Origin of the sequence: Lentzea sp. CA-135723 (assembly GCF_050936595.1) — a bacterium.
Taxonomy (GTDB): Bacteria; Actinomycetota; Actinomycetes; order Mycobacteriales; family Pseudonocardiaceae; genus Lentzea.
On sequence record NZ_JBNJMK010000001.1, the window covers coordinates 2791182 to 2812580 of the forward strand.

At 70.3% G+C, this 21399-nt stretch carries 21 protein-coding genes; 13 read left to right on the forward strand and 8 right to left on the reverse strand.

Annotated features, from left to right (window positions below; translation table 11 throughout):
* Positions 1 to 409: 409 nt before the first annotated feature.
* The gene (locus tag ACQEU1_RS11710) at positions 410 to 736 is read right to left on the reverse strand and encodes a DUF6204 family protein (RefSeq protein ID WP_433199274.1); all 327 of its coding nucleotides are present in this window, start codon (positions 734 to 736) and stop codon (positions 410 to 412) included.
* Between the two features lie 68 nt (positions 737 to 804).
* Here ACQEU1_RS11710 and ACQEU1_RS11715 point away from each other — a divergent pair, with 68 nt between their 5' ends.
* A complete protein-coding gene (locus ACQEU1_RS11715) occupies positions 805 to 1446 on the forward strand; it encodes a transcriptional regulator (RefSeq protein WP_433199277.1) in 642 nt (213 codons plus the stop codon).
* Positions 1447 to 1489: 43 nt separating this feature from the next.
* Here the strand turns inward: ACQEU1_RS11715 and ACQEU1_RS11720 are convergent, their stop codons facing one another.
* Positions 1490 to 2986 carry a chitinase gene (locus tag ACQEU1_RS11720; RefSeq protein ID WP_433199280.1) on the reverse strand — a complete coding sequence of 499 codons (1497 nt, stop codon included), beginning with the start codon at positions 2984 to 2986 and terminating at the stop codon, positions 1490 to 1492.
* 97 nt (positions 2987 to 3083) lie between these two features.
* Between ACQEU1_RS11720 and ACQEU1_RS11725 the strand changes: the two genes are divergently transcribed.
* Complete coding sequence (locus tag ACQEU1_RS11725) at positions 3084 to 3848, forward strand: alpha/beta fold hydrolase (RefSeq protein WP_433199283.1); 765 nt, start codon at positions 3084 to 3086, stop codon at positions 3846 to 3848.
* On the opposite strand, the gene ACQEU1_RS11730 is transcribed toward ACQEU1_RS11725, so the two are convergent.
* The 4 genes from ACQEU1_RS11730 to ACQEU1_RS11745 all read right to left on the reverse strand — a co-directional run bounded on the left by ACQEU1_RS11730 (position 3845) and on the right by ACQEU1_RS11745 (position 9439).
* Positions 3845 to 4690: an oxygenase MpaB family protein gene (locus ACQEU1_RS11730; RefSeq protein ID WP_433199286.1), complete on the reverse strand. Its 846-nt coding sequence runs from the start codon at positions 4688 to 4690 to the stop codon at positions 3845 to 3847. The two genes, ACQEU1_RS11725 and ACQEU1_RS11730, sit on opposite strands and share 4 nt — an antisense overlap.
* Complete coding sequence (locus tag ACQEU1_RS11735; protein WP_433199289.1) at positions 4683 to 5609, reverse strand: ankyrin repeat domain-containing protein; 927 nt, start codon at positions 5607 to 5609, stop codon at positions 4683 to 4685. The genes ACQEU1_RS11730 and ACQEU1_RS11735 overlap by 8 nt, the downstream gene beginning before the upstream one ends.
* 17 nt (positions 5610 to 5626) lie before the next feature.
* Positions 5627 to 8488: an alpha-L-fucosidase gene (locus tag ACQEU1_RS11740; protein ID WP_433199292.1), complete on the reverse strand. Its 2862-nt coding sequence runs from the start codon at positions 8486 to 8488 to the stop codon at positions 5627 to 5629.
* Between the two features lie 564 nt (positions 8489 to 9052).
* Positions 9053 to 9439 carry a hypothetical protein gene (locus ACQEU1_RS11745; RefSeq protein ID WP_433199295.1) on the reverse strand — a complete coding sequence of 129 codons (387 nt, stop codon included), beginning with the start codon at positions 9437 to 9439 and terminating at the stop codon, positions 9053 to 9055.
* Positions 9440 to 9497: 58 nt separating this feature from the next.
* On the opposite strand from ACQEU1_RS11745, the gene ACQEU1_RS11750 reads away from it, so the two are divergent.
* Genes ACQEU1_RS11750 through ACQEU1_RS11800 form a run of 11 tightly spaced genes read left to right on the forward strand, consistent with a single transcriptional unit; the run spans position 9498 to position 19675 of the window.
* A complete protein-coding gene (locus ACQEU1_RS11750; protein WP_433199298.1) occupies positions 9498 to 10043 on the forward strand; it encodes a helix-turn-helix domain-containing protein in 546 nt (181 codons plus the stop codon).
* 28 nt (positions 10044 to 10071) lie between these two features.
* The gene (locus tag ACQEU1_RS11755; RefSeq protein WP_433199301.1) at positions 10072 to 11151 is read left to right on the forward strand and encodes an NAD(P)/FAD-dependent oxidoreductase; all 1080 of its coding nucleotides are present in this window, start codon (positions 10072 to 10074) and stop codon (positions 11149 to 11151) included.
* Positions 11148 to 11330: a 2Fe-2S iron-sulfur cluster-binding protein gene (locus tag ACQEU1_RS11760; protein ID WP_433199304.1), complete on the forward strand. Its 183-nt coding sequence runs from the start codon at positions 11148 to 11150 to the stop codon at positions 11328 to 11330. The genes ACQEU1_RS11755 and ACQEU1_RS11760 overlap by 4 nt, the downstream gene beginning before the upstream one ends.
* Positions 11327 to 12520 carry an FAD-dependent oxidoreductase gene (locus ACQEU1_RS11765; protein WP_433199307.1) on the forward strand — a complete coding sequence of 398 codons (1194 nt, stop codon included), beginning with the start codon at positions 11327 to 11329 and terminating at the stop codon, positions 12518 to 12520. The genes ACQEU1_RS11760 and ACQEU1_RS11765 overlap by 4 nt, the downstream gene beginning before the upstream one ends.
* On the forward strand, positions 12517 to 13410 hold the full coding sequence (locus ACQEU1_RS11770; protein WP_433199310.1) for a dihydrodipicolinate synthase family protein: 894 nt from the start codon (positions 12517 to 12519) through the stop codon (positions 13408 to 13410). Before ACQEU1_RS11765 ends, ACQEU1_RS11770 begins: the two co-directional genes overlap by 4 nt.
* Complete coding sequence (locus ACQEU1_RS11775) at positions 13407 to 14399, forward strand: proline racemase family protein (protein WP_433199313.1); 993 nt, start codon at positions 13407 to 13409, stop codon at positions 14397 to 14399. Before ACQEU1_RS11770 ends, ACQEU1_RS11775 begins: the two co-directional genes overlap by 4 nt.
* A gap of 28 nt (positions 14400 to 14427) precedes the next feature.
* Complete coding sequence (locus ACQEU1_RS11780) at positions 14428 to 15294, forward strand: hypothetical protein (RefSeq protein ID WP_433199316.1); 867 nt, start codon at positions 14428 to 14430, stop codon at positions 15292 to 15294.
* Positions 15295 to 15999, forward strand: coding sequence for a hypothetical protein (locus ACQEU1_RS11785; RefSeq protein ID WP_433199319.1), 705 nt, complete (start codon positions 15295 to 15297; stop codon positions 15997 to 15999).
* Positions 16000 to 16020: 21 nt separating this feature from the next.
* Complete coding sequence (locus ACQEU1_RS11790; protein ID WP_433199322.1) at positions 16021 to 18465, forward strand: ABC transporter permease; 2445 nt, start codon at positions 16021 to 16023, stop codon at positions 18463 to 18465.
* Positions 18462 to 19061: an ABC transporter ATP-binding protein gene (locus tag ACQEU1_RS11795; RefSeq protein WP_433199325.1), complete on the forward strand. Its 600-nt coding sequence runs from the start codon at positions 18462 to 18464 to the stop codon at positions 19059 to 19061. Before ACQEU1_RS11790 ends, ACQEU1_RS11795 begins: the two co-directional genes overlap by 4 nt.
* Entirely contained in the window at positions 19061 to 19675 is a 615-nt protein-coding gene (locus tag ACQEU1_RS11800; protein ID WP_433211437.1) for an ATP-binding cassette domain-containing protein, read from the forward strand. Before ACQEU1_RS11795 ends, ACQEU1_RS11800 begins: the two co-directional genes overlap by 1 nt.
* On the opposite strand, the gene ACQEU1_RS11805 is transcribed toward ACQEU1_RS11800, so the two are convergent.
* Positions 19648 to 20094, reverse strand: coding sequence for an Lrp/AsnC family transcriptional regulator (locus ACQEU1_RS11805; protein ID WP_089911942.1), 447 nt, complete (start codon positions 20092 to 20094; stop codon positions 19648 to 19650). The genes ACQEU1_RS11800 and ACQEU1_RS11805 overlap by 28 nt on opposite strands.
* Positions 20091 to 21212: a M24 family metallopeptidase gene (locus tag ACQEU1_RS11810; protein ID WP_433199329.1), complete on the reverse strand. Its 1122-nt coding sequence runs from the start codon at positions 21210 to 21212 to the stop codon at positions 20091 to 20093. The genes ACQEU1_RS11805 and ACQEU1_RS11810 overlap by 4 nt, the downstream gene beginning before the upstream one ends.
* Positions 21213 to 21399 lie beyond the last annotated feature (187 nt).

A 21399-nucleotide genomic window follows, 5' to 3' on the forward strand; every position in this document is an offset into this window, starting at 1 on the left:
CCACGCACGCAAACCAGGCGCGCGCTCTCAACCGGACAGCCACCAACGCAAGCCAACCACCGACGAATCCTGGCGTGGCGAAGCGCAGCGAGCTCGAACGGGCTGCTGCCACTCCGGTCAGCGGTACCACCCACCGATCGCGATTGGGGCTTGACTTTGGGTGCGAGGTGCTACCACTAGTGGCTCGGCCGGGCCTCTTTTCAGCCCGGCCTTTTCCGGTCCGACAAGCGCCTCGCAAGGGCCCCGAAGTCAAGCCCCAATCGCCACCCCGCACTTCGACAGGACCCGCGCGAACGCCCTCGCAACCGCAACCCAACCAACAAAACGCGACCAACCCCGCTGGAACAGGAACCGGCCTACGGAACCCGGCACCCGGCGTCAGCCCGTCAGCCCGGCACCCCTGGCCCCCTCAGCCCAGCCGGCGCGGCCGATTGATCTTCATCTCGTCCATGTCCGTGACCTTGGCCTTCAACCCCTTGAAGTCCACCCCCAGCGCGTCCAGCGCCCCGGAAGCCCGCCTCAACCCGGCCTCGTCCGGCTTCTCCTCGGCCGTCAGGATCACCCGATAGCTGAAGAAGTCGAGCTTCTCGTCGTACGTCAACGCCCCTTCCTCGCTGAACCCGGCATCACGCAGGAAGTCGAAGCCGCTCAACCGCTCCTTCAACAACCCGCGCTGCGAATCGGTCAACTCGGCGAAGCGCCCACGCACGAGCACTCGATAGGTGTGTTCAGCCACGACCGAGCATGCTCCCCGATCACCCGCCACTCTGGCGAACGATTTCCGATCTGCGGAAGAATCACCTCATGAACGCAAAAGAGCTGGTCACGCGCATCCGGACCGAGCTGCACCCCGGTGAGCACGACAACCTGGTGGTGAAGTTGATCGAAACGGGCGAAGCGCCCCGCTCGGTCATCGCGACCTTCGCCGCCGAGGAGAGCCACATCGTGTCGTCGGACTGGCGAACATTCCTCTCCCTGGCCGCCAAGGCCGAGGAGCCGAACGCGCGGGCGTTCTTCACCCTCCTCGCGGGCGGCGAGGAACTGGTCCTCCCGATGCTCCAGCCGCTCGCCGAGGCGGCGGGCATGTCGGCCAAGGACTTCCAGTCCTACGAACCGTTCCCCGGCTGCCAGTCCTACCCCGCCTACCAGGCGTGGATGGCGCTGAACGGCGAGCCGACCGACGTGATCCTGGCGATCCTCGCGAACTTCACCGCGTGGGGCGGTTACTGCGCCCGCATGGCCAAGGGTCTCAAGGAGCACTACGGCTTCTCCGACGAGGCGACCGCGTTCGTCGACTTCTTCGCCACGCCGGCGCCCCAGCTCGAGGACCGGGCGATCGCCGCCGTCCAGGCGGCGCTGGACGCGGGCTGGCAGCCGAAGCACGCCTGGCGCTACGGCCGCCTGCTGCAGGCCTACGAACTGCAGTTCTGGTCCACGCTCGCCTGATGACGAAACCGGGGGCGGCCGCACCGGCCGCCCCCGAAACGCGCTAGCGGGGCAGGTATGCCCTGTGCGCCTTGGAGAACTCGTAGTTGTTGTACTTGTCCCAGTTGATCGACCACGTCATCAGCCCACGCAGGTTCGGGTACACCCCGCGCGGCTTGTAGCTGCCGCACCGCGTCCCCTTGGTGAGGCAGTCGAGCGCGGTCTGCACGTCCGCGACCGACGTGAACCCGTTGCCCGCGTACTGGGCCGCCGGCAGGCCGATCGCGACCTGGTCCTGGCGCAACGGCGCGAAGAACTTCGACGCGTCGCCCCGCACGTTGAACCCGGCCAGCACCATGTCGGTCATCGCCACGTGGAAGTCGGCGCCGCCCATGTTGTGGTACTGGTTGTCCAGGCCCATCACGGGTCCAGAGTTGTAGTCCTGCACGTGCAGCAGCGTCAGGTCGTTGCGCATCGCCTCGATCACCGGCAGGTACGCGCCCGTGCGCGCGTCGCCGGTGCCCGTGCCGCCGTAGAACTGGTAGCCGACCTGCACGAAGAACGTCTCCGGCGCCATCGTCAGCACGAAGTTGGCTCCGTAGCGCGCCTTCAGCGACCGCAACGCCGAGATCAGGTTCACCACGACCGGGGTCGTCGGGTTCTTGAAGTCGAGGTCACCAGGGTTCAGCGACAGCGAGTGGCCCTCGAAGTCGACGTCGAGACCGTTCAGGCCGTACTTGTCGATGATCGCCGAGGTCGAGCGCACGAACGCGTCGCGCGCGGCCGTCGTCTCCAGCCGGACCTGGCCGTTCTGGCCGCCGATGGAGATGTTGACCTTCTTGCCCTTCTGCTGCTGGGCCCGGATGCCCGCGATGAACTCGGCTTCCGACTCGACGTTCGGGCACTCCGCGACCGGGCACTGCGCGAACCTGAGCTCGCCCGAGGTCGCGCTGGTGGGCTCGGCGAACGAGAGGTTGATGACGTCCCACTCGTCCGGCACGTCCCGCATCCGGATGTACCCGGACCCGTTGGCGAAGCTGGCGTGCAGGTACCCGACGAGCACCTTCTTCGGCAACTGCCCCGTGGGCGGCTGACCGGTCGTGGTCGTCGTCGTTGTGGTCGTGGTGGTGGTCGTAGTAGTCGTGGTCGTAGACGACGTCGTAGTAGGCCCGGTCCCACCGGTACAAGCGGCGCCATTGATCGTGCAGTTGGCGGGGTCAGCCGTACCGGCCGCGTTGAACCCGAACGTCACGCTCGCACCGGGCGCGACGTTCCCGTTGTACTCGCGGTTGACGAACGTGTTGCGGTTGCCGCTCTTGGTGAGCAGCGAGTCCCAGTACGCCCCGACGGACGTCGAGGCCGGGTAGTCGAACTCGACCTTCCAGGACGTGATGGCCGCGCTGGTCTCGTTCTTGATCGTCACCGTCGCGGTGTACCCGGTGCTCCAGCCGTTCTTCGAGAACGTCGCCGTGACTCCGGCGGCGCTGGCAGGGGCGAGGCTGACGATCACGGTGCCGAGCACCAGGGCGGCCACCGCGGATATTCGGGCGAACAGCAGCATGGGTAGCTCCATCCCTCACACGTGGCGGCCGGCAGGGGGTCCACCCCGAATTGGACTAGACCATCTACCGCGAAGTCAAGGTTCTAGACTTCCTCCCGTGCCCCACGCTCGTGCCGCAGACGGAACCAGGCTCTTCTACGACGTCGAGGGCTCCGGGCCTCCGCTGCTGCTCGTCGCGGGCCAGGCGAACTCGTCCCGCTGGTGGTCACAGGTCCGCCCGGGCTTCTCCGCGCACTTCACGACGATCGTCACCGACCACCGCGGAACCGGTTCCAGCGACAAGCCGGACGTCCCGTACAGCACCAAGATGTTCGCGCAGGACTGCATCGCGATCCTGGCCGACGCGGGCATCGGCAGGGCGCACGTCTACGGCACGTCGATGGGCGGTCGCATCGCGCAGTGGATCGCCGCGGACCACGGAGCACACGTCGACAAGCTCGTGCTCGGCTGCACGTCCCCCGGCGGCGCGCACGGCATCGAACGCAGTGCCGAGGTGCGCAAGTCGCTCGCCCAGGTCGAACCGATGAAGGCGCGCCGGGCGTTGGAAGAGCTCATGTACACCCCGGCGTACCAAGGCCCGTACAACACGCTCGGCGACCCGAACATGCCTCCCCACGCGCGCAAGCGACACCTCTTCGCGAGTGCCGAACACGACGCGTGGGACGTCCTGCCGTCCATCACCGCGCAAACGCTCGTAGTGCACGGCACCGACGACATCTTCAACCCCACGGCCAACGCTCCGCTCATCACGGAACGCATCCCCGGCGCACGCATGCACCTCATCGAAGGCGCACGACACGGCTACTTCGAGGAGTTCGCGAGCGAGGCCACCCCTCTCGTAGTGCGCTTCCTCCAGGCCTAACCGGTCACCCACCGCAGGCCGCGCATCAGGGCGTGGCCCGCGAACCGCACCCCGGTGGCCTCGGCGATCGGCAGGTACGGCAGCCGCAGCGGAACCCGCGCCCACACCGGCAACGACGCCACCGCCGTGGCGCTCAGGATCGCGTACGGCGCCCGCGCCAGCATCGGCAACGGCGCCCTGAGCAGCAGGAACCGGGCCGCCTCACGCGCCTCGGGCGTCCCGCGCAGCTCGGCCCGGAACCCGTCGATCCTGGCCTCCAACTCGCGGACCGTGCGCGGCGGATCGGGAATGCCCATCTCCTCGGCGAGCACGGCCATGTCGGCGACGTACCCGTCGTAGTCGTCCAGCGGCTTCTCCCCGTACCGCTGGTGACAGCGCAGGAAGCTGTCGACCTCGGCCACGTGCACCCAGGCCAGCAGGTGCGGGTCGTCGGCCCGGTACGGCCGCCCGTCGGACGCGACGCCGTGGATGTGCGCGTGGATCCGCGCCAGCCGCGCCACCGCCGCCTGGGCGTCCTCGGCCGTGCCGTACGTCGTCACACCGACGAACAGGCTCGTGCGCTGCAACCGGCCCCACGGATCGGTCTTGTAGTCGGAGTGCTGCGCCACCGCCGCCATCGCCAAGGGGTGCAACGACTGCAGCAGCAACGCCCGCAACCCGCCGATGAACATGGCGTTGTCGGCGTGCACGTGCCGGACGGGCCGGTCCTCGGCGAACAGGCGCGGGCCGGGCGAGCCGTGGATCCGTTGCGCGTGCTTCTCCCCCTCGGGACCAATGACCATCCCGAAGAGTCCCCGGCTCAGCTGCCTGCGCACCGCCTCCAGCACCACCCCATCATGCATCCCAGTAGTTGACGTCGGGAAGGACCAGCCACCGGTCCGGCTCGGTGAACGCCTTCGCGTCCTTCGGCCGCACGCCCGCGTACGCGCAGCAGAACGCCACGGCCTGGTGGACGTAGAGGTGCTTCATCAGCACCTCCTCGGTGTCACCGTCCTCGCCGGGACCACCGCCGGGGTGCAGGTCCCAGCCGAGGATCTCGCCGTCGCGGTGGCTGCTGCCCTGGTTGCCGCTCTTGGCGTTCGCGTACATGCCGTACGCGACCGTGCCCGCCGACAGCCTTTTCAGCACCAGGGGCGTCGAGACCAGGAAGTACCGGGGCTGCATCACGATGCACCCGCCGGGCACGTCGGTGACGCCCGCGACGAAATCCGAGTCCTCCAGCAGTTCCCCGGCCTCTTCTTTCGACACCACCTCGGCGTTCAGCCGCCCGACGGCGTCAGCGGCGGAGACACCCGCCACGCACGCGAGGCTGTAGCCCTCGTAGAACCGGAAGTCCTTCAGCGCGGCGACCAGCCGCCCGCACTCCGCCGTCGCCGCCCACTCCGCCGCGGTCAGCACCTCGTCCGACGGGATGACGTGCGGCGTGGTGAGACTCAGCCGCGCCGGCGACCACCCGGACATCATGGGCCGCAACGGATCCGCGCCCGCGGCGAGCAACACCCGCGCGCTCTCCTGCTGCCGCGCGTGCACGGCGTTCCACAACGCCGTGCGCCCGCCGACGACTTGGTCGACGTCAGCGACCCGGCCGGCGAGCTCGGCGACCACCTCCGCGGTGCCGAACTCGACGGCCGTGTGCAACGGCGCTCCCCAGCGCAGCCCGCCGTCCGGGTCCGCGCCCGCCTCCAGCCGTGCCCGCACGGCCGCGAGGTCCTTCCAGTGGTGGTACGAGAAACCCTGCCATCCTTGGCTTTCAGCCCCCATGGACGGCACCCTATCGCTCAGGCGAGGGCGATCTGGTCCAGATCGGGCGCGCCCGCGGAGTCGTTGCCGAACCTGATGGTGTTGGCGCCGGCGTTCAACACCACCGGAACCTCCACCACGTACGGCGTGTTGTTGCCGACCCCGTCCAGCTTCACCTCGACCGGCGCGCCACCGTTGACCGACACGAAGTACGACCGCGGCCCGTTCACCGTGAACTGGACGAACATCCGGTACGTCCGCGCGTCCGGCACCACGACGTTCGGGAACGTGACCGCGGCGTCCGCACCTCCGCCGATGTTGCGCACCTTCTCGCCACCCGAGCACGCCCCGCACCCGGTGAGCCCGGTGCTCCCGAACAGGTTCGCCGAGTCCTCCGCCTCCCGCACGAACACGCGGTCGGCAGGCCTCACCCGCACCGGCACGACGCCGGAAACCCTGCGCTCGCTGGACAACAGCCGGAACGAGGCGTTCACCGGAATGCTCACCGCCCCGACGTCCCGCCCGGCAGGCGACGTGGCGGTCCACACCCCTTCCAGCACCCCGCCCAACCGCATCGAGGCCCGAGCGGCACCGGGCCCGCTCAACGTCCACCCGGCGGGCAGCGAGGGCGCCAGCACCACGTCGTCGATCTGGTCGTCGGCGTCGAGCCGAAGCCGGGCCACGATCTTCACCGCCTGCTGCCCGCCTCCGACCCATTGCACCCCATGGGGTTCCACCGTCAGCGTGGTCTTGGGCGCGTACCCGGCGGGCGGCAGTCCACCGACCGAGATCCGGTCCAGCCCCACCCCACCTCCGAACACCTCCACCGTGTTCCGCCCAGCGTTCAACGGCACCGCGAGCGACGTGGGCGCAGGCACGTCCGCCCGTCCCTTGGGCACCGCCACCGGCACCGGCGCGCCACCGTTGACCGAAACCGACACGGCGGCGTCCCGTCCGGCCGCCAGATCCAGCTGCAACCGGTAATCCCCAGCCGCACCAACAGAAACGTCCCGGAAGGTCACGGCCCCCAGCCCGGTCACCTGACGCCCGCCGGAACAGGCGGCACACGCCTCCCCATGCGCGCCATCCGACCGTTGCGCGTCCTCGGCCTCCAGACCACCTTGAGACACCCCGCGCGGATAGCTGTGCCCGACCCGGATATCGTCGATCTTCAGCTGCTTGAAGTACACCGGCGCCTGCGCCCCACCCCAGGTGCCGACCACGGTGAGCTTCAGGTACCTCGCCTGCTGCGCCCCGAGATCGATGAACTGCGTCCCCCTGGCGGACGGCAACGCCCCTGACCGGACGTGCCACCACCGCCGGCCGTCATCCGATGCCGTGACCTGGTAGTCCTTGATGCGGCTGGAATCCTCGGGCCGCCCGAACGACACCCGCGCGTGCGTGGGCGACGACTCCCGCTGGTTGATCGCCAGGAACGCCACGTCCCTGCGCCGCCCGAGATCGAGCGAGACCGACACGGGCTGCGCGCCACCGGCGTCCCAGTACGTCTCGTAGCTGCCGTCGGTCAGGTTCGACGCGGGAAACCCACCGGCCGACGAAGTGGCCGACGCCGTCACGCCGCTGTAAAACCCTTGCTGCCCCATAGTCTCCACCGCGAACACGGTGTCGTACTCGTCCCACTTCGTGATCCCCTGGATCGCCAGGTACCCACCCGACTGCGAGAACCGCATCCGTTCCCCGGTGCGCAGATCCCGCACCGCCGAGACCCGATACCCGTTGTCCCGCAACCGAACGAAGTCGGCCCGAGGCCGCGTCACCACGTGCACGTACTGCCGCCCGGTCTTCGGGTTGATCGTGATGACCCCGTGCGCCCCGTCGTTCCAGAACCCGGGCTGCATCCCGCCGTACATGTACCCGGCGCCCTCAACCCCTTGCAACGACTCGCGAACAGGCGGCACCCAGGAAGCCATGAAGTTGTTGTAAGCCTCCTGCTGCACCGGCATCTTCCCGTTGACCATGGGCGTCTCGGCCATCAACGACTTGATGGAAGAACCGGCGTTCGTCACGTACCGCCCGGTGTTGAGCCGCACGTCAACGGCATGATCACCGCCGTCGTACCACCAGTCCCCGGTGTTGGGCAGCTTGTAGCAGGCCTCCGACAACCGGGGCATGGGCGTGAACGTGGCAGCCGGGTAGTCGTAAGCGGGGAACATCCCGGTCTTCTGCTCGTTCGACACCGTGTCCATGATCGGCGTGTCCTCGTTGTTGTTGCTCAACAACCAGGACGGCCGCAACTCCCGGATCTGCTCGTAGAGCCGGTTCCGCTCCCAGTACTCGTTGTCGTTGTCGATCCAGAACCCGGCGAGGTCCTCGTACCGCCGCATGACCTCGAAGAACAGGTCGTAGCTGTACTTCCCGAACCCCTCCCGGGTGGTCAGGTCGACAGACTCCCCGCGATAAGCCGAGTAGGCGGCCGAATCCAGCATCTGCACACCCTGCTCGCTGTGCCACTGCGGGTCGTCCGTCATGTACAGGACGACCCGAACCCCCTTGGCCTTGCCGGCCCGGACCAACTCCCCGAGCAGATCCCGCTGTGTCGCACAACTACCGGGCACCGCAGAAGGCCAAGGCCGCGCATACCCGAGCCGACTGTGAAAGGTGGCCAGCACGACGTACGAGGCCCCGAGCTTGCGAGCCTCGTCGATCCAGTAGTCAGGCGTCCACCCACCACCGGTGACGTCCCGCTCCCACCCGGCGCAGTCGAGGTGCTTGGGCGCGGTGAACATCCCCCAGTGCAGGAACAACCCCGCCGTCGACTGCCGCAGCCACTCCTGCCGCGGATGCCGCACCTCGGCCCGAGCCGCCCCCGCCCCCACAGCCGTGACCAGGCCGGCCACCAACACGGCCACCATCAACAGCCACACACGACGCAGTCCCATGACCATCGCCTTCTCGTCCGGGGCGGCGGCGAGAAGATCCGATGATTGCAACCCCGAGGGGCCGGGTCAAGGGCCCAAAGGCGCCAAGAACGCGAGGACTCATCGGAGCACTGCGAGGAGGCGAGACGGGTCAAGGCGAGACGGGTCAAGGATGGCTTTAGGAAATGGCGAAGCCGCAGGCGAGCCCGACCGAGCGCGCGCTCAGGGCAATGGCGCAGCCGAGCCGGGCCAAGACCCAACGCAATGCCGAAGGCGAGGCGTCCTTCCCTCTCACCGCTGTCCAAGCGGTATCGGTGACATGCCCACCCAACTCAGCCACGCACGCTGGAGATTGGGGCTTGACTTTGGGTGCGAGGTGCTACCACTGGTGGCTCGGCCGGGCGCTTTTCAGCCCGGCCTTTTCCGGTCCGACAAGCGCCTCGCAAGGGCCCCGAAGTCAAGCCCCAATCTCTATCGTCGCGAAGCGGCGATGAAATGACCCGGCTCGTCAAAGTCTTTGCCCCCAACGCAACCACCACAAAAGGCGACGGACCGCCAGCCCCCGAGGCGAATGCCCGCGAACCGTCAGCCGAGCGCCTCGACCACCTTCCCCACCATGTCCCGCTCAGCCACCGCGACCTCCCCGTCGGCCCCGGCCACCGACCGGCACATCTCCGTCACCGCGGCCCGGAAGATCGCCACATCCCGAGGCTCGTGCGCCTCGACGATCACCACCGAGGACCGCAACGCCTCCAGCACCCCGGCCTCCACATCGGCGGCCGACCCGGCGGGCAACGAAGGCGGCGCCGCGGACACGATCGCCCGCAGGTCGTCCGACAGCAGCGTGATCGCCCGAATCCCGGCGTGGCTCTCGACGTCCACCGACCCGGGGTCCGCAGTGGACACCAGCACCATGGCACCGAAAACGGCCGTGCGAAGGATCTGCCCCTCCGCCTCCGTGTACGCACTCATGACCCAAGCCTAAGCCGCCACCCCGTGCGCCCACCCGCGCTATGCGACGATCGGCGACATGAGTGCGGGTCAGGTGCTGGGTGCCAACATCAGGGCGTTGCGCGAGCAACGAGGGCTGTCCCTGTCCGAGCTGGCTCGGCGGTCCTCCATCGCCAAGGGCACCCTGTCGCAGCTGGAGAGCGGCACGGGCAACCCGACCATCGAGACGGTGTTCAGTTTGTCGAACGCTCTGGACGTGCCGGTGTCCGAGCTCGTCACCGAGCGGACGCCTCCGGACGTCGTCCTGGTCAGGGCACGGGACGTCGAGACGCTCAGCAGCAGCGCCGTGGACCTGCGCCTGATGCGCCGGATGGACATCGGCGACACCGTCCTCGAGATCTACGACCAGCGGGTCAGACCGGGCGCCACCCAGACCACCGAAGGTCACCCCGGCAAGGAGCACGTGCTGGTCACGAGCGGTCAGCTGCGGGTGGGGCCGCAGGACAGGCCGTACGAGCTGGGCCCCGGCGACTACGTGTGCTTCCCCGGCTCGGTCCCACACCTCTACGAGACCCTCGACGGCGAAGTCAGCTCGGTACTGGTGCTGGAGTACCCGAAGCACTAACGTTCATTCTATTGAACGGAGGTGGGCGATGCACCCGGACGTCGTGGTCATGGGAGCGGGCATCATCGGGGCGGCCTGCGCCCAGGCGCTGCACGCCCGCGGCCTCTCCGTTCTCGTCGTCGACCGCCACGGGCCGGCGTCCGGCACCAGTGCCGCGGGCGAGGGCAACGTCCTCGTCAGCGACAAGGAACCAGGCCCGGAACTGACGCTCGCCCAGGCGAGTCGCGCGCTCTGGCCGGCGCTCGCGGAGGACGCCGAATGGGAGGAAAAGGGCGGACTGGTCGTGGCGACCACTCAGGACGCCCGAGCTCCCCTGAAAGCGTTCGCCGCCGGCCAACGCGAAGCGGGCATCGACGCGTGCGAGATCAGCACGGCCGAAGCCCTGGAACACGAACCGCACCTCAACCCGGAGATCACCGCCGCCGTCCACTACCTGGAGGACGCGCAGCTCAACCCGGTCAAGGCGACGAGAACCCTCCTGCGCGGCATCGAGTTCCAGCAGGCCGAGGTGTCCACAACGGACGGCCGCAGCGTCACCACGGAGCACGGCGTGATCAGCTGCGGAGCCGTCGTCAACGCCACCGGCCCGTGGGCGAGGGCCTTCGGCGTCAACGTCCTGCCCAGGCGGGGCGTCGTGCTGGTGACCACCCCGATCCCCGGCAGGATCCGGCACAAGGTCTACGACGCCGACTACGTGGGCGCGGTGGCGAGCGGCGACGCCGACCTCCAGACGTCCGGCGTGGTCGAGTCCACCCAGGCAGGCACGGTGCTGATCGGGTCGAGCCGCCAGCGCAGGGGCTTCGACGGCACGATCGAGAGCCGCGTGCTGAAAGCGTTGGCGCAAAAGGCGATCGCGATGTTCCCGATGCTCGAAGCGGTCCCGGTGATGCGCGCGTACGGCGGCTTCCGCCCGTACGCCCCCGACCACCTGCCGATCATCGGCGAGGACCCGCGCACCCCCGGCCTGTGGCACGCCACGGGTCACGAGGGCGCGGGCGTCGGCCTGGCCCCGGCGACCGGCCACCTGCTGGCCGACCTGATGACCGGCGCCACCCCTCTCACGGACCCCGAACCGTTCCGCGTCGACCGGCCGGAGGTGATGGTGTGAAGGTGACGTTCAACGGCGCGCCACGCGAGGTCGCGCACGTCGCGGAGTTGTTGCCCGGCAGGTTCTTCTGCGGCATCGGCGTGTGCTTCGGCTGCGTCGCGGAGATCAACGGCGTGCCCGAGGTGCGCGCCTGCCGGCATCAGCTCCAGGACGGCGACGTGATCAGGACACAGCCATGAGAGCGGTCGTGGTGGTGGGCGCGGGCCCGGCCGGCATGGCCGCCGCGCGAACGGCCGCCGACGCGGGCGCGACCGTCACCATGGTCGACTCCGAACCCGAGGCCGGCGGCCAGTACCTGCGCGGCAGGGCCAGGTTCGGCCACGACGGCGTCACCCACCTCAAGAACACCGAGGCGTGGCTGGTCGAGGGCCGCACCCTGCACCTGCGCGGCCGGCACCCGCTCCAGTTCGACGCGCTGGTCATCGCCACCGGCGCCTACGACCGCCCGCTTCCGTTCCCCGGCTGGGACGGCCCGGGGGTGATCACCGCGGGTGCGGCCCAGGCCCTGGCCAAACAGGGCGTCACGCTGGCCGAACGCGTGATCGTCAGCGGCTCCGGCCCGTTCCTGCTCCCGGTCGCCACCGCGCTGCAGGACCTCGGCGCCACGCTCGTGGGCGTCTACGAGGCCTCCTCCCCCACCCGGTGGCTGCGCGAGGCCAGGGCGATCGCCGCCAACCGCCACAAGATCGGCGAACTGGCGAGCTACCGCAAAGTCCTGCCCCACCTGGAAACCCGCACCGCCGTCGTCGCCAAGCACGGCAGCAAGGTCACCGTCGCCACACTGGACAGCCGGTGGCGTCCGACCACCCACCGCACCGAGCACGCCGACCTCGTCTGCGTCGGCTACGGCTTCCTCCCCAGGACCGACCTGCTCCCGGAGGCCGCCCGCGCCGACGACTTCCTGGTCGTCGACGAACGCCAGCAGACCAGCGTTGAGAACGTCTACGCGGCCGGTGAGGTCACCGGAATCGGCGGCGCCGACCTGTCCGAAGCCGAAGGTGTCGTCGCCGGAGCAGCCGCAGCGGGTCAAAACCCGCCGAAACACGCCCTGGACGCCGTCAGACGAGGCCGCCTCTTCGCCGGAGCCCTGGCCAGGGCCCACGCCGTCCAGCCGGGCTGGCAGGAGTGGCTGAACGACGACACCACCGTCTGCCGCTGCGAGAAGGTCAAGAAACAAGACCTGGAACCTGCCAGCACCATGCGCGAGCTCAAGCTCACCAGCCGCGTCGCGATGGGCCGGTGCCAGGGCCGCATCTGCGCCCGCAACGCCGCCGACCTCACCGGCGTCCCGTTCGACGCCCAGCGCCGCGTCATCGCGATCCCGATCCCCCTAGGCGAACTGGCCACCATCCCGGAGGAAGAGTCATGACCGAACGCCTGGACGGCGTCATCGTCGCCACCGCACTCCCCTACGCCGAGGACTCCACGGCACCGGCGGGGCTCAGGCCCGACCTCGACAGGTTCGCCGAGCACTGCCGCTGGGTCGTCGAGAACGGCTGCCGCGGCGTGGGCCCGAACGGCTCCCTGGGCGAGTACTCCTCGCTCACCGACCAGGAACGCCGGGAGGTCGCGCAGACGGCCATCGCGGCGGTCAAGGGCAAGGGCATCGCGGTCATCGGCGTGCACGGCGTGGGCGCGCACCAGGCACGGCACTGGGCGGAGCTCGCCGCCGAGGACGGCGCGGACGGCGTGCTGTGCCTGCCGCCCACCATGTACCGGGCCAACCGCGGCGAGGTCGTGCACCACTTCCGCGAGGTCGCGAAGGCCGGGCTGCCGATCATGGTCTACAACAACCCGATCGACACCAAGGTCGACCTGACGCCGGACCTGCTGGCCGAGCTCGGCCAGATCGAGAACGTCGTGGCGGTCAAGGAGTTCTCCGGCGACGTGCGGCGGGTGCTGGAGATCAAGGCCGCCGCCCCGCACCTCACGATCGTCGCCGGCGCGGACGACGTCGTGCTGGAGAGCCTGCTGATGGGCGCCACGGGCTGGTTCGCGGGCTACCCCAACGTCTTCCCGGCCGAGTCGAACACGCTCTTCACCCTCGCCCGCGAGGGCAAGCTCGACGAAGCCCGAGCCCTTTACGAAAAGCTCGTGCCCGCGTTCCGCTGGGACTCGCGCACCGAGTTCGTTCAGGCCATCAAGCGGTCGATGGACTACGTCGGCCGGTACGGCGGCCCGTGCCGTCCTCCGCGCGGCCCGCTGAGCGCCGAGCAGCTCGCCCGGGTGGACGCCGACATGAAGCTGGCGACGTCATGAGGTTCAAGAAGTACTTCAGCGCCGTCGACTCGCACACCGAGGGCATGCCGACCCGCGTCATCACCGGCGGCGTCGGCGTGATCCCCGGCGACACCATGGCCGAGAAGCGGCTCAACTTCATCAAGAACCACGACCACATCCGCAGGCTGCTGGTCAACGAGCCGCGCGGACACGCGGCGATGAGCGGAGCGATCCTGCAGCCGCCCACCCGGCAGGACGCGGACTGGGGCGTGCTGTTCATCGAGGTCTCCGGCCTGCTGCCGATGTGCGGGCACGGCACGATCGGCGTCGCCACCGTGCTCGTCGAGACCGGCATGGTCGAGGTGACCGAGCCCGTCACGACCGTGCGGCTCGACACGCCCGCCGGGCTGGTGCTCGCCGACTACGACACCCGCACCAAGCTCGTCACCATCCGCAACGTCCCGGCGTACGCGCACGAACTGGACGCGAAGGTCACCGTCCCGGGGCTCGGCGAGATCACCTACGACATGGCGTACGGCGGCAACTTCTACGCCATCCTGCCGCTGGAACAGCTCGGCATCCCGTTCGACCGGGCCGAGAAGGACGCGATCCTCGCGGCCGGTCTGTCCATCATGGATGAGATCAATGCCTCCAACCGCCCGGTGCACCCCACCGACCCGGCGATCAACGGCTGCAAGCACGTGCAGTTCACCGCGCCCGGCGAGGACGGTGCCGACTCGCGCAACGCCATGGCGATCCACCCCGGCTGGTTCGACCGCTCCCCTTGCGGCACAGGCACTTGCGCCCGAATGGCCCAGCAGCACGCCCGCGGCCTGCTCGCGGTCGGCGAGGACTACGTCAACGAGTCGTTCATCGGCACGCGGTTCATCGGCCGGCTGGTGGAGGAGGTCTCGCTCGGCGACCGCACCGCCGTGGTGCCCACTGTGGCCGGTCGTGCCTGGATAACCGGCATGGGTCAGTACTTCCTGGACGAGACCGATCCGTTTCCGGAGGGATTCGTGCTCTAGTCACCGGGCAGTCACTACAGTCAAGTCCGTGACAACGACGCCCAGTCTGGAAGCGCTGCTGCGCATCGGACCGTTCCACTCGGCACTGCGCGCGGCCATCCGCCGCCGCGGGCTCACGCTGGAACGGCTCCGGCTACGCCTCGCGCAGCAGGACGTGGCGGTCGCTCTGTCGACGCTCAGCGACTGGCAGCAGGGCAGGGTCCGGCCGGTGTCCCCGAAGTCGTTGAAGGCCGTGGCGGTGCTGGAGGAGCTCCTCGAGCTGCCGCCGCGGTCCCTGCTGACGTTGCTGGAGCACACCGGCCCGAGCGGCTGGCCCGCCGTCGTGCCCGGCATGATGCCCGGCTTCAACGCCAACGACCTGGAGATCCTCTCCCGGCACGACCGGGTGTTCGTCGACGCCGACCGGCACGCGTCCCGCGTCGAGGCGAAGATGGTGGTCCGCGCGCGCACCGACGGCGTGGACCGCTACCACGCGCACTACTTCTGCGACGACTCGGTGGAGACCGCGGAGCTGCGCCAGGAACCCGTCCGCAACTGCCGTCCCGGCCGGTCCACCCGCGACGAGTCCGAACGTCTCGTCGTCGACGAGCTGCTGTTCGACCGGGCGTTGCGCGAAGGCGAGACCTGGGTCTTCGAGTACACCGCGCACGACCCGACGAAGCTCGACAGCATCGAGTACGCGCACGGCGTGCGGTGCTTCCTCGCGCAAAGCCTGATCGAGGTGCACTTCGACCCGGCGGCCATGCCCGTCGACCCGCACGTGTACCTGCAGGACTGGGAGGAGCAGGAACCGCACCGCACGATCGACCTGAGCCCCGACCACACCCACTCCGTGCACCACTTCGAGACTGACGTGTCGGTGAACTGGGTAGGTATCCGCTGGAGGTGGGCATAGGTGATCACCACGGACTTCGTTCCCGGCGCGCCCGCGTGGCTCGAGCTCGGCACGTCCGACGAGGCGGCCGCGGCCGAGTTCTTCGGCGCCGTGCTGGGCTGGGAGTACCACCCGGCGGGCACGCCCGGCAGCGGCGTGTTCACGCGGGGAGGGCTGGCCGTCGCGGGACACGTGGCCGCGCAAGCCTCCTCGTGGACCGTCCACTTCGCCGCGATCGGGCCCGGATCGCCGCCGCGGCTGACGGACCCGCACGGCGCGGAGGTCGGCGTGTGGATGGCGTCGACCGCCCCCGCGGAGCCGGGCGGCCCTCAGCCACCGGGCGGGGCCGGGCTCGGCGCGGTGTCCACGCCCGGCGCGCTCACCTGGATCGAGCTGCACTCTCCCGCGCCCAGCGCGTCCGCGTCGTTCTACCGCGCGCTCTTCGGCTGGGAGATCCAGCTGATCCCCGGCGCGCCCGGCCAGTTCCTGGCGCCCGCGGGCGCGGGCCCCGGCCGGATGTTCGGCGCGATCGTCGCGGACGCCCAGGCGTTCTGGCTGCCGTACTTCGAGGTGGCCGATGTGGATCGGGCGGCGGCCTCGGCGCCGGTCCTGCTCGCACCCCACGACCTGGACGACGTCGGCCGGATCGCGGTGCTGGTCGACCCGTTCGGAGCGCGGTTCGGGGTCATGCGTTCTGTTACCACCGAAAGCCTCCCCAAATCCTGAGACGCCGGTTAGCGTGCGCTGGTGCAGTTGCCGTGGAGAGCCGCGCCCAGGGCAGCGCTGTCGAGCCCGCTCACGCTGGTGGTGAGCATCGCGACGACGTTGCTGCTGGGCTTCGTGGTGGCCGCGGCCGCCCTGCACTCCTCGGCCGCCGGCAGCGCCGCGCTCGCCTACCAGCAGAGCCGGATGTGCCCGCACTCCGTGCACCCGGCGCTGGACGGGGACCGGCTGCCGCTGTCCACGGCCGTGTCGATGGCGGCGCGCAGTGATCTCGGCGGCGCCTACTCGCGCATCGGCAGGCCCGACTTCAACGGTCTCGCGACCTACGGCAGGTTCGGCTATCGGCCGGACGCGTTGCAGCACCTGGCGGTCGTGCAGGGCGGCGGCACCGGGTTGTGGGTGCCGCAGTCGATCGCCACGGCCGCCCGAGTCGAGGTCGGCGACCGGCTCACCGGGTCACCGCTGGTCGTGACCGCGATCTACACCGACCTCACGCAGCCCGTGGACGGCTGGTGGTGCTCCGAGGCGCAGACCGCGGTGCCGAACCCGCTGGGCGGCGACGGCGCGAGCACGTCGGTGATCTGGGTGTCGTCGCCGGACGACCTCGCGAAGCTGCCGCCGGAGTTCGCTCAGGACGCCACGGTGACGCTGCGGTTCGCCGCCGACGCTCCGGCGACGATCGCCGAGGCGGAGGCGTTGCGGGACGCCGGGAACGCGCGGTTGTCCGCGTTGGCGCTGCCGTTGACGCGCACGGACCTGCTGTCCGGGGCGATCACGGCGGCGCAGACCTCGGAACGCAACGTGTCGTCGGCCCTGCTGCCGCTGGTGATCATCAGCGTGCTGGTCGGGCTCGCCGGCGTCGGCACCGTGACCGTGCAGTGGGCGCAGCGCAGGCATTCCGAGCTGCGGCTGCTGTGGGTGCGCGGCGCGAGCCCGCTGGCGCTGGGTCTCCGCGGCGTGCTGGAACTGGGGCTGCCGCTGGTCGTGGGCGGGGTGCTGGGGCTGCTGGCCGCCCGGTTGTTGCTGCCGCTGTACGCGCCGGGTGTGGTGCTGGCGCCGGGAACGTTGTGGCTGGCCTTGGGTTTCGTGCTGGCCGCGGTGGTGCTGAGCCTCGCGGTGACGGTCCTGGTGGCGTCGTGGCGGGTGCATCGGACGTTCCAGCGGCAGGCTCGGTCGCGGCGGCTCGGGCTGGTGCCGTGGGAGCTGGTCGTCGCCGGGCTCGCGGTGCTCGCGTGGTTCCGCCTGTCCGCCAACGGGTTGGGCACCTCGCCGAAGCTGGGGACGTTGCCGCGCATCGACGTCGCGGCGCTCGCGTTCCCGTTGCTCGTGGTGCTGGCGGCGGCGTTGCTCGCGACGCGGCTGCTGCGCTGGTCTTTGGGCTGGTCCCACCATGTGCAGTGGTGGCGGGTGCCGGCCGCGCAGCTCGCCTTGCGCCGGCTCGCGGCCGCCGCCGGGCCGGTCACCGGGGTGCTGCTGGTGGGGGTGCTGGCGGTCGGCACGATCGCGGTCGGTAGTGCGGTGGCGGGGGCTCAGCGGTCGGCGCTGGACTCGAAGTCCGGGGTGTTCGTCGGCGCGAACAGCACGGTGCAGGTGTCGCAGGACATCGCTTCGGGCCGGGTCGCGCTGCCGTCCTCGTTGCGGGGCAACACGACTCTCGTCGGCGTGAGCACGGGTGCGCTGGTGGTGGACCCGGCCACGTTCACGGACGCGGCCGTGCTGGACGACGCCGCCTCGGTGCGGACGCTGCTTTCGGGGCTGCGGCGCGAGGGCGAGGTCGCGCCGGCGGTGCGGATCGGGCGGTCGGCGAACCAGGAGATCCAGATCGCGGGCCTGCCGCTGGTGAAGCCGGTGGCGCAGCTGCCGTCGTTCCCGAAGCTCGGCACCCGCGGGTACGTGGTGGCGAAGGACTCGGTGCCCGCCGTCGAGCAGGTCGGCTCGTGGCACCTGTGGTCCACGCTTCCGTTGCCCGCCTTGACCTCCGCGTTGCAGGACGCCGGGATCCACTACACGAACGTCGCCGACCGCGCGAAGGTGCTGGACGGGCTGCCGTTCCTGACGGTCGAGTGGACGTTCGGGTTCGTGGCGGCGATCGGCGTGGTGCTGGCCGTAGTCGCCGCCGTGGCGTTGTTACTGGCCGTGGAGGTCCGGCGACGCCAGAACGCGGTGTCCGGCGCGTTGTCGACCCGCATGGGCATGCGCCCGTCCGTGCTGTGGTCGAGTCACCTGCTCGAAGTGGGCGCGTTGGCGTTGCTGGCGATGGGGATCGGCGTGGTCGCGTCGTTCGCGAGCGCCGGGGCGGCCGTGCCTCGGCTCGACCCCGCGCCGTGGATGAACCCGGCGCCGATGCTGCCGGATCTGGTGCCGTTGCTGGGGATCATGCTCGCGGGTGGCGCGCTGGTGGTCGTGGTGGCGGCCTGGTTGGCGTTGCGCGGTGTGCGCACCGCGCGGATGGGAGAGTTGCTCAGGTGATCCGCGCTTGTGGCGTCGGGGTGTCCTACGGTCCGGTGCGGGCCGTGACGGACGTGTCGCTGTCGATCGCGCCCGGTCTCACCGTCCTCTCCGGACCGTCGGGGTCCGGGAAGTCGACGCTGTTGCGCGTGCTGTCGTTGGTGGAAAGACCTTCGCTGGGCGAGGTCTTCGTCCGGGACGTGCCGACGTCGGCGATGTCGTGGTCGGACCTGAGGGCATTGCGGCGCAAGGAGATCGCCGTGGTGTTCCAGAACCCCGCCGACAACCTGATCTCGCACCTGACCGTCGGGGAGAACCTGCGGGCGGCCGGTGCGGACGACTTCTCGCTGCTCGACCGGCTCGGCCTGGGCGGGTCGGCGACGTGGCGGATCGGCGCGCTTTCCGGTGGGCAGCAACAACGTCTGGCGTTCGGGTGCGCGCTGGCCCGTGGCGCCTCGGTGGTGGTGGCGGACGAACCGACGTCGCAGCTCGACGTGCGATCCGCCGACCTCGTGCTGGAGACGCTGCGGTCGTTGCCGGTGCCCGCCGTGGTGGCGTCGCACGACCCGCGGCTGGTGTCGCTGGCGGACCTGTGCATCCCGCTGGCCGCGTCGTGATCAGGGCGGACGGGGTGCACCGCGCGTTCGGTGGCGTGTCCGTGCTGCGCGGGGTGGACCTGGCCGTGGCGGCCGGTGAGCTGGTGACGCTGAGCGGGCCGTCGGGTTCGGGCAAGACGGCGTTGCTGTCGTTGTTGTGCGGCTTCGACTTCCCGGACAGCGGGTCGGTGCTGCCGGGGCTCGCGTCGTGGTCGGCGTGCGCGGTGCTGCCGCAGTCGCTGGGACTCGCGTCCGAGCTGACGCTGGAGGAGAACGTCGCGCTGCCGTTGCGGCTGGCAGGGCGTGAGGTCGCCGGGGTGGCGGAACTGCTGGCGGAGCTGGGGATCTCCAGCCTGGGCGCGCGGTATCCGGGGCAGGTGTCGTTCGGTCAGCAGCAACGGGCCGCTCTGGCGCGTGCCGTGGTGGCGCGGCCCGCGGCGTTGCTCGCGGACGAACCCACCGCGCACCTGGACGCCGCGAGCGCGGTGGCCGCCGTCGGGTTGCTGCGGCGCGTCGCCGACGAGGGCGCCGCGGTGCTGATCGCCACGCACCACGACGCCGTGCACGCCATCGCCGACCGGGTGCTCGTGCTGGCCGACGGACGGGTTCAGACCGCCGGCGGCCTGTCCTCGTAAGGCGTGGACAGGACCACCGTCGTCCGCGTCGACACGTTGGCCGACTCGCGGATCTTCTGCAGCAGCTCCTCCAGCGCCACCGGCGAGGACACCCGCACGCGCAGCACGTACGAGGCGTCGCCCGCCACCGAGTAGCAGGCCTCGATCTCCGGCAGGTGCTCGAGGCGCTTCGGGTAGTCGTCGGGCTCGGAGGGGTTGATCGGGAAGAGCGAGATGAACGCGGACATCGGCAGGCCGATCTCCGCGCCGTCCAGGCGGGCCGCGTAGCCCTTGACGATGCCACGCTGTTCGAGCCGCTTCACCCGCTGGTGCACGGCCGACACGGACAGGCCAACCCGCTCGGCGAGGTCGGTGAAGCTGCACCGGCCGTCCGAGGCGAGTTCCTTCAGGATCGCTCTGTCGATCTGTTCGAGGGTCAAAGCACCACCAGTTCGTGAGGTCGGTTGTTGAAGGACTCGACGCCGTCCTGCGTGGCGACCACGATGTCCTCGATGCGCGCGCCCCAGCGGCCGGGCAGGTAGATGCCGGGCTCCACGCTGAAGGCCATGCCCGCTTCGAGCGGCAGGGAGTTGCCGCTGACGATGTAGGGCTCCTCGTGCACGTCCAGGCCGATGCCGTGGCCGGTGCGGTGCACGAAGTACTCGCCGAAACCCGCGTCGGTGATGACCTTGCGCGCGACGGCGTCGATCTCCTCGCACGTCACACCGGGCCTGACGGCCTCCACGGCGGCCTTCTGCGCTGCTTCGAGGACGGCGTAGGTCTCCCAGACGTCGTCGTAGGCCGGCTCGCCCATCACGTAGGTGCGGGTCGAGTCGGAGTTGTACCCCTCGGCGACGGGGCCGCCGATGTCGATGACCACGACCTCGCCCGCCTCCACCACGCGGTCGGAGTCGCGGTGGTGCGGCGAGGCCCCGTTGGGCCCGGACCCGACGATGACGAAGTCGGCCACGGTGTGGCCCTCCTCGACGATCGCGGCCGCGATGTCCTTGGCGATGTCCCGCTCCGTGCGTCCCACCCGCAGGAACTCGCCCATGCGCGCGTGCACCCGGTCGATGGCCTGACCGGCCTTGCGCAGGGCGTCGATCTCGGCCGAGTCCTTGCGCATCCGCAGCTCGCGGATGATCGGCCCGGCCAGCGCCTGCGTGCCGCCGATCGCGTTGTTCAGCTTGATGGTGTGCAGCGCGGGCATCATGTCCGCCACCGCGGTGCGGTCACCCTTGAGAGCGGCCTTGACCAGCGCGTACGGGTCCTCGCCGTCCACCCACGTGACGACCTCGACCCCGAGCTCGTCGGTCGGGATGGCGGCGTAACCCGGCTGCTCCAGCTTCGGCACCACGAGCCGCGGCGTGCCACCGACCGGCAGCGCGAGGCAGGTGAGGCGTTCGAAGGAGTCGCCACCGGCACCGATCAGGTACCGCAGGTCCGAGCCGGGCGAGATGAGGAGGGCGTCGACGCCCGCCTGCTCGGCGGCGGCGGTGGCGCGGTCGAGCCGCGCACGCAGCGCGGACACGTCGATGGGTCCGGTGATCGTTGCCATGGCCGAAATCCTAGTGCGTTGACCACGCCGCCCGCCGCGCACGGGCACGACCGCGGCCACCGCACCAGCGGCTCGTCCACCCGGCCGCACGCGCCCGCCGCCATTCCCCGCGCGCCCGCATCAGCGGCTCGCCACTCCCCCGCGCGCGCCCACACGCATCCGCCGCCACCACCACCGTCGCCGCCAC

Coding starts and splice junctions, on each gene's coding strand:
- ACQEU1_RS11765 (WP_433199307.1), top strand. CDS start 11,327: ATGAGAGCGGTCGTGGTGGTGGGCGCGGGCCCGGCCGGCATGGCCGCC.
- ACQEU1_RS11730 (WP_433199286.1), bottom strand. CDS start 4,690: ATGCATGATGGGGTGGTGCTGGAGGCGGTGCGCAGGCAGCTGAGCCGG.
- ACQEU1_RS11775 (WP_433199313.1), top strand. CDS start 13,407: ATGAGGTTCAAGAAGTACTTCAGCGCCGTCGACTCGCACACCGAGGGC.
- ACQEU1_RS11810 (WP_433199329.1), bottom strand. CDS start 21,212: ATGGCAACGATCACCGGACCCATCGACGTGTCCGCGCTGCGTGCGCGG.
- ACQEU1_RS11755 (WP_433199301.1), top strand. CDS start 10,072: ATGCACCCGGACGTCGTGGTCATGGGAGCGGGCATCATCGGGGCGGCC.
- ACQEU1_RS11740 (WP_433199292.1), bottom strand. CDS start 8,488: ATGGGACTGCGTCGTGTGTGGCTGTTGATGGTGGCCGTGTTGGTGGCC.
- ACQEU1_RS11715 (WP_433199277.1), top strand. CDS start 805: ATGAACGCAAAAGAGCTGGTCACGCGCATCCGGACCGAGCTGCACCCC.
- ACQEU1_RS11770 (WP_433199310.1), top strand. CDS start 12,517: ATGACCGAACGCCTGGACGGCGTCATCGTCGCCACCGCACTCCCCTAC.
- ACQEU1_RS11745 (WP_433199295.1), bottom strand. CDS start 9,439: ATGAGTGCGTACACGGAGGCGGAGGGGCAGATCCTTCGCACGGCCGTT.
- ACQEU1_RS11720 (WP_433199280.1), bottom strand. CDS start 2,986: ATGCTGCTGTTCGCCCGAATATCCGCGGTGGCCGCCCTGGTGCTCGGC.
- ACQEU1_RS11735 (WP_433199289.1), bottom strand. CDS start 5,609: ATGGGGGCTGAAAGCCAAGGATGGCAGGGTTTCTCGTACCACCACTGG.
- ACQEU1_RS11750 (WP_433199298.1), top strand. CDS start 9,498: ATGAGTGCGGGTCAGGTGCTGGGTGCCAACATCAGGGCGTTGCGCGAG.